The following is a 13781-nucleotide window of genomic DNA, read 5'->3' as shown; positions in this document are numbered from 1 at the left end:
TATGGACATTAAATACGCTTATTATCGAAGTTCTGTTGGATACAAAATAGAAGGGAAAACAGACAATGATATTGTAACCGCTGGCGGTAGCACGAGATCAATCAATTCTTTCTGGCATGATGGAAATTTAAATCCTTTAGACTATGTGCCAAAAACAAGAACATTAACAATTAACGGTACAGCTTATGATTTGTCAGCAAACAGATCATTTACAACGCCAGACACCATTACCCGTCTTAAAGGAGGGGCGGCAGGTTCTTTGGTTTCCGGGGATGTTACCCTTGCGGCAGGTGCTAATATGGCGATTAATCAAGCCGGAAATACAATCACATTAACCTCTACGGATACAACCTATAGTGCAGGTAATGGTTTGACATTGACAGGAACTTCATTTTCTTTACCGGTTGCTACTTCAGGTACAGGGAATGTGGTTACGGGAATTACTCAGACGGCCAATGGAATAACAGTGAATCTGGGCTCTATGCCTACTTCATCGGATTTGGCTAATTATATCCCGTTATCGCAAAAAGGTTCAGCAAATGGAGTTGCTACGCTGGATGCATCCGGGCAGGTGCCTGCATCTCAATTGCCATCTTACGTGGATGATGTTTTGGAGGGATATTATAAATCTGCTGACGGAAAGTTTTACAAAGAAGCGGCTTACACTAACCTCATCGCCGGGGAAACGGGTAAAATTTATGTATCTCTTGATACCAACAAAACTTACCGATGGACGGGAACAACGTTCGTTTATATCACTTCCGGAGCGGTAGATTCTGTAAATGGATTAACGGGTGTTGTCGTCTTAAACAAATCACATGTCGGTTTAAGTAACGTTGATAATACGGCAGATGCTGCGAAAAACGTTCTTTCCGCTACAAAATGGACTACAGCGCGAACGATTACGCTTTCCGGAGTTACTGCAACGGCACAAACAATTGACGGTTCCGGAAATGTAGCAGTTCCTATTACTGCTGTTCCTGCGACATTACTTACAGGGATCGCAGCAATCAATACAACAGGATCAGCTGCAAAACTGACAACACCGAGAACAATTTCTGCAACAGGTGATGCTGCATGGACAACAACTTTTGACGGTTCAGCAAATGCTACCTCAGCGTTGACATTAGCTGCAACAGGGGTAACTGCCGGAACTTATGATGAGGTTACAGTGGATGCTAAAGGTAGAGTTATTGCCGGAAATAATAATGTAAAATCATACACTACTGCTATTTCCGGAACGTCGAGTGTGGCGCACAACTTAGGGACTAGAAATGTAGATGTTGCCATGTATGATACCGTGACATTTTACAAAATTGACGGCAGGATAAAATTAACTGATCCTAATAAAATAGATGTTGAATTTGATTCTGCTTTGCCTAATACTGTATCGATAACAGTAACCCGTAAAGATATTTAGAATGGATGTAAAATATGCATATTATAGCACTTCTAAAGGCTATAGAGTAGTGGGCGGTACAGCCGCCCACTTTTTAAAGGCGGATGGTTCCTTAGATAGTAAAGAGTATATTGATAAGAATTCAGAGCAAACCATAGACTCTACGAAAACCATAGGTATTCAAAATACGATATATTCCGGATGGGACAGATCATCAGTAGCTAACCCACAGATGGGGCCAATCTCTTTACTTAATCTTGCATTACAGGGAGCTTATCCTTTATATGGAGATGAGGAATTCAGAAATGGAACCAATAATATAGCTGTTTATAATAACTATGGTAATGGTACTGTAACCATGACCAGAGAAGCGGCCTCTAATCTTCCGAATAGGTCAGGAATGCAGTTGAGATTCAATTACAATGGTAATGGAGCGACTCCTGGTTTAGGCGGATTTATATTAGGATTTATGGCAAGAACTAATGCTGTATTTATTCAAAAATTTATGGCCAAACTTCCTGTAGGATACTCATTTAATAATGCTGAAAACTACATGGGAGCCAATGCTTCAGTCATTTGGTTAACATCAAGAGCCGGGACTGGAAAATGGGAAACTTATGTTAGAGCAGTGATGTGCGGAACCGGAAGTGGTTTTGGAAATGGAGGCCATGTATATGTTAGTGGTCCAAATACTGCACTGGAATTCTATTTAGCTTTTGCTGAAATTTATGAAGTAAATAGTTCCGTATTTTCTAGAATAAAAGAAGCTTTCTATGCTAAGAATGAAACAATCCATTTTAATGGGGCTATATCTGATTTAATTACTGTCGGGGATTCATATAATCAGAAAAAATTATTATCCACATCATGGGATGGGACTAATGGAGACCAAATTCTCTTAAGGGTTCCGGGAAGTCAAAATAATGGAGCTTATCTCAGGTATTCTCAGAATGGAACTTTAAATGGTAATATAGGATTATTGGGTTCTGATAATTTAACGGGTGGTCAGATACTTAATTCTCAAGGAGATAATCTGTATGTGGGAAATTCAGCATTGCCCAATATGGTACTTCAAACGACTACCAATACTCTGTTTAATTATGCAGGAGTGGGCAGTATTTATAACTTTAATGTAAATGGCGTTTACTTAGATAGAAATATTAATTTTAATCAGGATAACTCTGGCGCTAATTTCTTTGATGGAGGTAAGATCTATAAAAAAGCTGGAGGGGGAGTCCATATTAATAAAGGAAATAATGGACTGGATCCCAGAATTGAAAATGCGGATGGGTCTCAATCATGGGTAATATTCCATGGAGGAAATCACAGTCCTTTTAAAAATTTAAGAAATGGAGTTGTTTTAGAAGATGTTTCAGAATCAGGTATTTACAGGCAGGAAAGCCCAACATCCGGATTTAATTATACAACTACTTTAAACCTAAACTCTTCCGATGGCAGGCAGCAGCTTACTATTGAGAGAACTGGAAAAGGAATGAGATTCCGCGGAACTCCTACAGGTTCAGGAAATTCAAACTGGTCAGATTGGAAAGACGTTTATCATACAGGGAACTTTAATCCTGCAAATTATATCACACAATTGGCTTTAAATACCCAGTTAGGTAATTATGCTGCATTGAATGGGGTTCAGACTTTTACAAATACCAATACTTTTCAGCGAAGTCCTGTTATTCCGCCAGGAACTTTAGGAACCCATGCTGTAAATGTAAACCAGCTCAGTACAAAAGCTAATGGTCAGGAAAATGCTACGGCAGTTGGTTTCTCGTCTGGAAATGTACCGACTCCAGATGGAAATTCGTTTCCGTATATGTATCATAATTCAGGGTTATATGTAGCATTGGCAACACAGTCTTATCTACAAACAAACTTTTTAAGTACACCGAATGGCACCTCTGTTATCATATCAGGTTCAAATCTGAATAATTACCTTAAAACAGGTTTTTACAGAGGCTCTGGATTAACGAATGCACCTTTTAATAATACTGGTTGGTGGTATGTGACCGTTGAAACCCATGATGGTACCTGGGTTACACAAAAGGCAACTTCATTTGGTTCAGGTAATACTTCCAATATAACTTACCAAAGGACTATGGCTGGAGGTAACTGGTCAGATTGGGCACAAATTTGGACCGCTCAGGATTTTACTGCAACGAGTATTCAACAGTGGAATTATATGGCGCAGTACGGGTTACAGCTTAACTCGGAATTTTCGGTCAATACAGGATCAGCTTTAGCCATTGGAGACGGTCATTTTGGGGGTGAATCAGGTCTTGTCGATTTTAAATGGAAGGCCCTTGTAGCTGCAAAAAGAAAAGAATATTACTGTTATGGTTCAGAGCATGATGGATGGTCTGGTCTCAACTACCATGGGGAGAGTAAACTCTTTGGAATGGGAAGGGAATCTAATAAGGATGATAAGTTAACTGTAGAAGGCTCCGTGAAAGCCAGTAAAAACTTTAAATCAGAGGAGGAAAACCCGGATACAATGTTTATTCCTAATGGGAGAACAGCTACTCTTAAAGATGAAATCGTTAATGATCAATCTGATCCTGATAATTATGCCGTTAGATTAGATCCACACGAATATGAGTTCTCTTCTCCTGGAAATCTTGGCATAGACGATAGGAACAGACTTATCCATATTATTGGAGAACAGATTAAGATGGTGGTGAATTTCAAAGAAATCTATCCAAAACAGCAGATCGTTATTTATAATTTTGACTATGGCGGAGGTACGATGGGAGTTGATATATATGGCAAAAGAGTATATAATATTAGCGCGGGCTGTTCCCTTAGATTGTATGTGACAAAATCACGAAGAGTGATTGCAGAGCAAGAGCAGAAATCTAAGTTTATTTGGTAAGAAAATAGAATAGCTATTCTACGGAATATAGAAATTAAAAACTTCTCACGATAATTTAATATAAAGCCCACAGTTAGAGGATGAAAGTCTTCTGATTGTGGGTTTTGTGTTGTACATCGATGAAGATATCAAATAGATGAATAGATAAGAACATCAAAGATGAGTATCAGGTATTTTTAAGTTAAAGGAGAATTACAGAACGCTTTTTCAGACTTAAATTTCTGATAATTTGTAAACATTTATAAAAACAAATCCCAACTCTCGTCAGGATTTATTCATTCTTCAGTTTTTCACTGTATTCAGTACAAATAAAAGCTTTGTTAATTTTGATTTTTAGATAGAATTGATATTAAAATCGATAACCAATACTCAATCCAAGCTTTATTACCTGGTTATGATCTGTTTTGTCTGCATTGAATAAAAGTCTTCCATAGCCTGCGTTAGCTTCAAAAACAAATCCTTTTTTTGTAACCAGTTTATAGCCCAGACCCGCACCTAATGCGAGATCATAAACATCTTTACCTTCAGTGAATGTCACGTTGTCTGGTGCGTATATTTTTTTTCCATCAATGGAAGTGAACATTCCAAATCCTTCGACAAAAAAACCGGAAGCATATTTCTTTCCAAAATAATATCGGTAATAAGGGGAGACGAAGTAATTCATATCATCCTCTTTTGTATTATCATAGATAACAAATGCAGAGATTCCCAATGATGAGTGTTTCTTAAGATGTCGCTCGAAACCTAATTCCACAGCACCGGATAATGGTGAGATAAGATTCAGTTTAATTTCATTTTTTTTCTCATACGGATCTCCATTGTTTTCGTTATTTTGAGCCTTGACAGAATAGAAAGCAGACAAAATGATGAGCAATAAAAAGGTTTTTTTCATAAAAATTTAATTTGAATTATTTTAGATGCAAAACTCAAATAATTCAAATTAGAAAGGGTTTCAAAAGCTTAAAAATGGAGAAAATGGTACTTATTTGATGGTGTTTTTGTATTCATTGGGTGTCTGGCCCGTAACTTTTTTAAAGGCTTTATAGAAAGTCGTTTTTGAAGTAAATCCAGATTCTAGGCCCATCGTCAGCAACGTATAGTTTTCATATTCCGAATCTGAAATCATTTCCTTGACAGCTTCCACTCGATATTGATTGATATAATGAGCAAAATTGTCTCCTGTGATCGTGTTTACAATTTGTGAAACATATCCTGCGCTTATGCCCAGTTTTTCAGCGACTTTTTCTCTGTTTAATGTACTGTCCGTATAAATGTGATCATCTTTGCAAAGAAGTTCCAGTTTTTGAAAATAAAGATTATCGGCCGTGATAGATTCCTTATATTCTTGAGGTATACTCCTTTCTACAACTTGCAGATTGGAATATGGAATAGCTGAATCATTATTTAGAAAATTATAGATAGCCTCTTTGTTTTTGGCCAATTTATATTTGTAAATACCTATATAAGCGGTCCAATGAATGATGAATGTTGCAAATAAAGCCACGGCACTCATAGTAGAAGAAATGTCATAGTTGAAAAGTAAGCCCGCTAAAGCGGCAATAAGCCAGGCAAATAACAATAAAGAAACAATTGTTAATAAAGTAAGTATCCATTTTTTTTCCTGTGAATCCTTTAAATGTCTTATCATCAAATAAGAGTAAATCGGCAGAAATGGAATGAATGTAACGGCTAAAAAAAGTTGAATAAGACCAAGTATTTGAATGATAGCGATGCCTGACGCGGAAAAAGTATAAACTCCTGCAACATGATCAAGATCGTTTACAATGTTAAGGACAGCGGAGTAGGCAAATGGAATAAAATATAAATAATTTCTTAGTTTGTTTTTTCCAGTATGATCAACTCTGTTTATAATAAAAAGGAATAGGAAAGCGGGAATCAGAAATACCCACTCGATGTTGTCTATCAAATGGAGAAGAGGATAGGAGGTAAATACGTGTTCAATATCAAAAACATGAGTCAGTAATTTAATTGAAAGAGTAAATAGTAAGCAGGCTAAATATTTATTTGAATTACTATTGAATAGGGAAGATTTTAATATAACTACGCCTAAGACTATTCCCTGGAAAATCGCAATATTTAAAAGTGTTGTATAGATCAATTTTATAAAAGTGGTTATAAGGATTTATGGTGGCTAAATGTACCTCTTTCATAAGGATTGATAAAAAGAATTAACTTTTTTAAGAATTAGGAAATGAGCTCGGCTAAAATTATTTGATGGCATTATACAAGCTATCAACTACTTTTTCTAAAATTTCTCCAGTTTCATTAAAACTGGTGTTTGTCAATATGGATATCCCTATATTTTGTTTAGGGTAAATCACAAACCAATTCTGCATTCCGTATATCCCTCCGTGATGTCTGTACATTAATGTATTATCATTTTCTATGATGTACCAGTGATACCCTTCCCAAAAATCAGAACCTTCTTTATATAATTTTTTATGAGATTCGTTGACAATAAGATTGGATGGGTCAAGCTGCAATTTCATATATTTCACTAAATCCGTAGTCGTCGAGTGCAATCCTGAAATTCCACCCCATAAAGTTCTGTTGAAGTTAGGCATTAACTCGTTTTTATCGTTATAGCCTTTTACCAGTCTTTTTCTGTCATTTTCATTGAGGGTAAACTTAGTTTGGTTCATTGCATTCGGTTTCAAAACCAATTCAATCACCAATTCCTCAAAAGATTTTTGATACACTTTTTCAAGGATATAGGCGGTCAGCTCCGGAGCCGTGTTTGAATAGGAATATGTTTCTCCGGGTTTCGTTTCAATTTTGATGAGTTTCAATCCTTCAAAAAAAGCCTTTTTATTTTCACTTTTTATAGGGAAATTAGGAAATCCACTGGTATGGGTGATGAGGTGTTTGATTCTTATAGGTTCACCTTTAAACTCTAAATTGGGATAAGGTTCATTGAGATAGATTCTGATATCATCCTCTAAATTGAGTTTTTTATCAAGTACGGCTTTAGCGGCTATATAGCCTGTAAAGGTTTTGGTTACAGAAGCTAATTCATAAAGTGTAGAATCGTTGGGTTTGTTTCCCTTTCCAATCGTTAATTCTCCAAAATGTTTGATGGTGGATTTTCCATCTTTAAGCACTGCAATGGAAACAGAATGAAATCTTTTGTCCTCTAATAGCTGAAGAGCATTTTTTGTAATTGCATTTTCAACATTTTGTGTAGGGATTGGGTGAACACTTTTACATCCAAATAAGGCAAAAAATAAAATAGGGGTTACATATTTCATGGTCAAAATTTTAATTTGATATTCATAATCTGACACAAATATGCTGTAGAGAATCCTGAAAAAAGTCCGTATAAAAAAGTCGGACTCATTTTATTCGTTAAAATGAGTCCGATTTTTTACAGTCTAAAGTTCGATTTTTTACAATTGATTAATTATCAATTATTTCTGAATGCTGTTGGTGTTTGATTCGTATATTTTTTAAAAGAGGTATGAAAAGAAGATTTTGAATTGAAACCCACTTCATATAAAATTTCTAGTACAGTATATTCTTTTTTCGTGGGATCTTTCAGAAGGGTCATTGCTTTTTTTATGCGGTATTCATTCACAAAATCAAAAAAGTGCTGATTGATATGATGGTTAATCAAAACAGACAACTCACGAACAGGAATATTCACCTGGTCTGCCAATTCCTGAATCGTTAGGGAGGAGTTTAAAAAGGGTTCTTTTTCAACCATGAAATTTTTAAGCTGTTCGATCTGAAAACTTTTTGTTTCGTTGGTTGTATTTTCAGTTTCCAGCGTTTCAGCAAAATCTTTTGCCGGTTGTAAGGTGGAATCAATTCTGCGAAAAAGCTCAGGATAATTTAATGCCTTTAAGATAAACCAGCAGGCAGCCAATAAAAACACCGTTCCTGCAACAATATTCAGCCATATAAATAGATCTCTATGTTGCGTGTATCTTACGATGTTTTTTAAAATAATACATACATGGATGACTAAGAAAATCATGGTAAGCTGAGACAGCCATTTGTATAACAGGGTGTTGGGATTTGTGTAGTTTTCAAGATAAATCTTCTTGTATTTTTTAAGGACAAGGAATACGCCAACGATATAAAAGAAATACTGGAGTTCTCCGATGAGTTGATAAACAAACATTTCAGGGGAGTGCCACATCACTTGAAAGAACTCTTCTTTAGCGGCACCTTCTGCCAGATAAAGTCTTGGAACTAAAATTAAATTGGCAACAATGAAAGGGATAAGATGCAGTAAATGCTTTCTTTTTAAGATAAAATCAGAATAACAAACGGCATTTACGTACAGATAGAAAAGAGGCATTACCAATAAGTAAGCAGATATTTTGAAAGCTTTCAGATTGTAACTATCCACAAAAAGATGCATAAAAAGTCCGCTGATATCAATGGCATTAATGATAAGGAACGCAGCAAACAATCTGTTTTCCAGTTTTCTTTCTGTTTTTACCGTTAACAAAAATACGGCAAGCAGCAGCGATATAAAAACGGCCATCGCAGCAATAACTTCCAGAAAACTTAATTTGTCCATTGAATCTTTTTGTAAAAATAAGATATAAGTAATAAAGAAAAATGGTTCTCAATAATCATTTTTCAAATATCATATTTTATCAATAGTCTTTCATATTTGACTAATCTGTTCTTTCGCAATCCAATATTTCAGTGGGTTGAGAATCTTTTTATTTTATTATTTTCAATAAAAACAGTTTAAATTTTGTATATTTATAAAAATGTCTATTAATACTTTATGAAATAAGTTGTAAACATTAGTAATTTTTAAATAAAATAAAATGGATAGTGTTTATGTAAGCGAAAGCGACGGGCATAGAATTGGTGAAACTCCGATGAAATCAATTAGTATAGCATACTTAATTTTAGTACATCGCTTACCGAATCAATTTAAGAAGCTTTTTAAAGCGATCTACGATTCTGCAAATTTCTACCTTATACATATTGACAAAAAAGCCAATCAGGAAATTGGTAAAGATGTAAAGGATTTTTTAGAACAATATCCGAACGTATATATCCTAAACAGTGAAAATGTTATTTGGGGAGGATATAGTATGGTTCAGGCTGAGTTGGATGGTATAAAATACCTGTTGAGCATGGATGCAAAATGGGATTATTTTATAAACCTAAGCGGGCAGGATTATCCGTTAAAATCACAAAAAATCATCAAAGAATTTTTATCGAAAAATAATGGTAAAAGTTATATTAAAATTGACAATCAGGAAAAAATAAGACCTGAAACGATGAATAGAATTGAGAACTATTTTGAAGAATTGGAAGATCGTATTTCTGAAAAAACTCATAAAAGAGGTTTTATGAAAGATGTAATACCTTATATCGGAGGGCAGTGGATGATTTTGACGAGAGATTGCTGTGAATTTATCAATAGCAATGTTGAGGTTAAAAAATTTGAAGAGTATTATTTAAATACACTCATTGCTGATGAATCTTTCTTTCAAACCGTTTTAATGAATACTTCATTTAAAGGAACTTTAGTCAATGATGACAAAAGAGCAATTATCTGGATTCCTGACGGAGACATCAAATTACGCCCTAAAACATTCACCAAAACAGATATAAGCTTTCTCCAAACAGGAAATCATCTTTTTGCCCGGAAGTTCGATGATAATGTAGACAATAAAATAATTGATTATATTAAGATGAAATATGATGAGCCTTTTAAAACATCCGTAAAAATAACCAATGTGAAAAATATTGACAGAAATTTTAATCATCTAAACTAAAAAGATTATTGAAATTGTAATAAAAAAACCTTTATCAAACCTGATAGAGGTTTTTTTATTGCTTTTAAAAACAGGTAAATCTCTCGAAAGGATAGCTGTGATCATCTTTAGAAGCTGCTTTTAACCTTGTGTTTTTTGTGTACAGGGGTATTTCTCAGATAGCTGAAACAGTTTTTCCGATCACCTTTTTTGAGAAACAGATAATAATGTTTTTACTTTCCTGCATTGTTAAAGACGGTTTTTTATATGCTTAATCTTTTATCAGGCTCATTTTGAGATGTTTTCTTCAAATTCTCAACAGAATTTTAGGCAGAAATCTGAATAAAAAGGAATGAAAAAATATATATCATACGAGTTGTAAAATTATTTCTAACAATGGTGAATCAAAAAAAATACACTGTATAAAATAGCAATACGATAAATTATAAATTTCAATTGATTTGATTTAAATGTATCATAATTTAATCATTATTACTTATATATCAATATTTAATGAAATAAAACTAGAAAACTGTAATTAAATATTTGATTGAAAGATGAAAGATAAATTAGTAGTATTTAATAAAAAAGCGTTAATTTAGCTTGTATTCAGTAAAACACATAATGAAAGTTAAGTATTGTAAACAGAACGGTAAGATAAGAGCCCTATTGGTGTTTTTATTTATCATTTGTCATACTATGATAACAGCTCAGGCTTCAATCCCTGAAATAGAGAAAAAAAATACAGAAGCAAAAGGCCTTTTTAATGAAAAGAAACTTGATAAATCCCTTAAATTATCTAAAGAAGTCGTTGAAGAATCTAAGCAGATTGGATATTCTCAGGGAGTAGCCATTGGGAGTATCAGAGTTGCCGTAATATATGCGATAACAAAAGATCCTAACAATAGTTTACAATATGCTCGTATGGCCCAGCAAGAGGCATATACCAATGAGGATTATGAATTGAAGACAAAGGTAAATGATATTCTGGCAGTCAACTATGTACAGCTGGAGATGAACGACGAAGCAATAAAAGCCTTTAAAAATATGGCATCAGAGGCGAAAAAAATCCCGCAGCCGGAAAAAAGTCTTTTGGAAGAAAATATGGCATACCATCATTTAGCTTCGATCTATGACTTTAAAAAAAAGAATGTAGATTCAGCGTATTATTATTATTATACGAAGGTGTATAATGCCTTAAAAGATAAGCCCGGGAATGATTCGAAATTAGATGTTATTTTACTGGGTGCTTCAATGTACATTAAGGAAGTAAATGATAAAAAAAATACTTCTGTTACACCTTATTCAAAAACAATACAGGAAGTCTTATCAAAAAATAATGGCCCAAAGAATAATGATTCCAGTGCTGTTTATACCTATAAACATTTAGCAGGGGCTTATTTCTCTGAAGGAAAATATGAAGATGCCCAAAAATACAATGAACTTTTCATAGAGTGGGCCAAAAAAAACAAAAATTTAGAAGGCTTGAATTCCGCATATGACCTCAGGTATAAAATTTCAGAAAAACTGAATAATCTTGCCAAATCACAAAAAGAATTAAAGGAATATGTACTACTAAAAGATACAATTACTGATATTGATAAAAAGAATATTCAGGTATCCTATAAAAATGTTATAAAAGCTAAAGATGAAAATCTTAAATCTGAAACGCATACAAAAAACAGCTTATTCTTCGGGATTGTCATTCTCGTGGCATTATTTATCAGCAGCCTGTTTTTCTTTAAAAATTTTATTAAGAAAAAGCATAAAGAAAAAGTAATCGTTATCTCAAAGAAAGAATCGGAAATTACTGTACTTCAATCCAAGGTCAATACCGCTTTTGAAGAAGTAACCATGCTGGCGAAAACAAATTCTCCTAATTTTTTCATACGGTTTCAGGAAGTATATCCGGAGTTTACAAAAAAACTACAGGAAGTGAGTCCTGGACTAAGAACCTCTGAGCTCACTCTGTGCGCCTATACTTTTTTAGGATTCAACACCAAAGACATTGCCGACTATACTTTCAAATCAGTCAACACAGTCAGAAACAGAAAATACAATCTCAGGAAAAAAATGAACATTCCTACCGAAGAAAATATGGGACTGTGGTTCAGAAAATTACTGAAAGAGGATGGCATAACATAATTTACCTTTATTTTCAATGACTTCTATTAAAGCACGATCTCTTTTTTTTCAGGAAGAATATGCTGCATCAAGAATATTTCAACCCCAATCTTCAGGTGTGAGCATACGTCCAGCTTCTGCCAATGTCAATACATTTGTCAATTGTCTGATGGGTATGCCGTCAATTTTTGGGGTGTACAAAACCTCATAACAACTGCACCAGCAACACTTGAAGAACCCACTCAAAGGGATCATCATAAGAGCTTTATAAGATTGTAAATTGTCCCACAGCCTGTGCGAATTTTCGCACAGGCTGATTGTTTACCTGATATATCTAACCAAGTGTAGCATTTGTAGTAATGCCCTAAACTTATATTATATGTATTGTATTTTTTTAAGATTTAGCACACAATGTATAGCCGGTTACTCCTTTAAATCTGTTATCATAATAGAACCTGGAATATAATCTCCGAAAGAAAAAAGACGAATAAGGTTCAAAAAGTTAATAGATAGGAATTTTATATAGTATAAAATTCATTGTTCTGATTTTCAGGTGTTTAAAACTAAATGGTACGCAGATGGTATCCCCTTTTTTTGTAGTTTAAAAGTGATTTATTGTTCATTTGTACTGTTTTCCAATCCTGAGTAGGGTTTAGAAAATACAAACACAATGATGAAAAAAACTGGAAGAAAAAAAACAACTATTAGGGGAGAAGCAGGTATATCGAAAAATAAAAATAAAGATATATCTGCTGTTTTTAAAAACCCTTCTTTCACTCCCTTTTTGAAGCAGAGGGTTTTTATTGATATATCATCAAAGGCTAAAGCATGCAGGCTGATTTTTCTTATACTCAAAAACACATCTATTATACGGCCGCCGCCCTGGGTTTTTTCTAATCCTTCATTTAACACATATAAGAATTTAAATTTAAAATACAATGAATAAAAAATTATACCTTCCACTCTTCACACTAGTATTTGGTGTGTCTGTATGCGGACAAGTTGGTATTAATACTCCAACTCCCAAAGCAACTCTTGACGTTGTAGGAGATGCTGCCAATACTTCAAAACTGGATGGAGTTATTGCACCGAGATTAACAGGAGATCAGCTTACTGCAAAAACCTATACAACAGCACAAACAGGGGCTATTGTATATATAACTGCCGCTGCCGTTTCACCTGCAGGGCAAACAATGAATGTTACCACAGCCGGATATTATTATTTTGACGGAAGTCTATGGAAATCCGTAGGCAGTGGAGCAAGTACATTAACCGCAGATAATATTACGACAAAGATCGACAGTAATACCATAAAAGGGCTCTTTTTCTACATGCCCAGTATTGCTTTAGATCTTACCCAGCCTTCAGGCGTAGTCAATTTATATACAAGATACACGGCTCAGTTCGGTTTGACCGATACCACTACTTCAACAAAAAATCCTGCAGCTCCTGCAGCTATTCCTGTTTTAGCCTCTAATCAGCTCAATTATTACATCACCTATTATGATAAAACGGTGCTGTCCAATGTTCAGGTTTCTGACACAGGACAGCTGACTTATGATGTGATAGGTTCGGCAACAGATGCTACCTATGTCAATATTGTATTTGTTCAGAAATAATAAAAGAC

General features: G+C 34.5%; 10 protein-coding genes. 5 read left to right on the top strand and 5 right to left on the bottom strand.

Annotated features, from left to right (window positions below; genetic code table 11):
- Position 1: 1 nt before the first annotated feature.
- Together DBR39_RS24335 and DBR39_RS17970 are read left to right on the top strand one after the other, a co-directional pair.
- Positions 2-1420, top strand: coding sequence for a hypothetical protein (locus tag DBR39_RS24335; protein WP_185147217.1), 1419 nt, complete (start codon positions 2-4; stop codon positions 1418-1420).
- A gap of 1 nt (position 1421) precedes the next feature.
- Positions 1422-4280: a pyocin knob domain-containing protein gene (locus DBR39_RS17970; RefSeq protein ID WP_124535419.1), complete on the top strand. Its 2859-nt coding sequence runs from the start codon at positions 1422-1424 to the stop codon at positions 4278-4280.
- 349 nt (positions 4281-4629) lie between these two features.
- On the opposite strand, the gene DBR39_RS17965 is transcribed toward DBR39_RS17970, so the two are convergent.
- The 4 genes from DBR39_RS17965 to DBR39_RS17950 all read right to left on the bottom strand — a co-directional run bounded on the left by DBR39_RS17965 (position 4630) and on the right by DBR39_RS17950 (position 8829).
- Positions 4630-5172: a DUF3575 domain-containing protein gene (locus DBR39_RS17965; protein WP_124535417.1), complete on the bottom strand. Its 543-nt coding sequence runs from the start codon at positions 5170-5172 to the stop codon at positions 4630-4632.
- A 90-nt stretch (positions 5173-5262) separates the two neighbouring features.
- Positions 5263-5928: a helix-turn-helix domain-containing protein gene (locus DBR39_RS24485; protein WP_228447862.1), complete on the bottom strand. Its 666-nt coding sequence runs from the start codon at positions 5926-5928 to the stop codon at positions 5263-5265.
- 580 nt (positions 5929-6508) lie between these two features.
- On the bottom strand, positions 6509-7549 hold the full coding sequence (locus DBR39_RS17955) for a serine hydrolase domain-containing protein (RefSeq protein ID WP_124535413.1): 1041 nt from the start codon (positions 7547-7549) through the stop codon (positions 6509-6511).
- A 155-nt stretch (positions 7550-7704) separates the two neighbouring features.
- Positions 7705-8829, bottom strand: coding sequence for a helix-turn-helix domain-containing protein (locus DBR39_RS17950; RefSeq protein ID WP_124535411.1), 1125 nt, complete (start codon positions 8827-8829; stop codon positions 7705-7707).
- A 259-nt stretch (positions 8830-9088) separates the two neighbouring features.
- Between DBR39_RS17950 and DBR39_RS17945 the strand changes: the two genes are divergently transcribed.
- Together DBR39_RS17945 and DBR39_RS17940 are read left to right on the top strand one after the other, a co-directional pair.
- Positions 9089-10051, top strand: a complete 963-nt coding sequence (locus DBR39_RS17945) for a beta-1,6-N-acetylglucosaminyltransferase (RefSeq protein ID WP_228447861.1) — start codon at positions 9089-9091, stop codon at positions 10049-10051.
- Positions 10052-10654: 603 nt separating this feature from the next.
- Entirely contained in the window at positions 10655-12175 is a 1521-nt protein-coding gene (locus DBR39_RS17940; RefSeq protein ID WP_124535409.1) for a tetratricopeptide repeat protein, read from the top strand.
- Between the two features lie 591 nt (positions 12176-12766).
- Here the strand turns inward: DBR39_RS17940 and DBR39_RS17935 are convergent.
- The gene (locus tag DBR39_RS17935) at positions 12767-13066 is read right to left on the bottom strand and encodes a hypothetical protein (protein ID WP_124535407.1); all 300 of its coding nucleotides are present in this window, start codon (positions 13064-13066) and stop codon (positions 12767-12769) included.
- Between the two features lie 26 nt (positions 13067-13092).
- Here DBR39_RS17935 and DBR39_RS17930 point away from each other — a divergent pair, with 26 nt between their 5' ends.
- Positions 13093-13773 carry a hypothetical protein gene (locus DBR39_RS17930; protein WP_124535406.1) on the top strand — a complete coding sequence of 227 codons (681 nt, stop codon included), beginning with the start codon at positions 13093-13095 and terminating at the stop codon, positions 13771-13773.
- Positions 13774-13781 lie beyond the last annotated feature (8 nt).

Source organism: Chryseobacterium sp. KBW03 (assembly GCF_003852415.1).
Lineage (GTDB): Bacteria > Bacteroidota > Bacteroidia > Flavobacteriales > Weeksellaceae > Chryseobacterium > Chryseobacterium viscerum.
The sequence above is the reverse complement of the archived record's forward strand: the minus strand, read 5'-3'. Positions and strand labels throughout refer to the sequence as shown.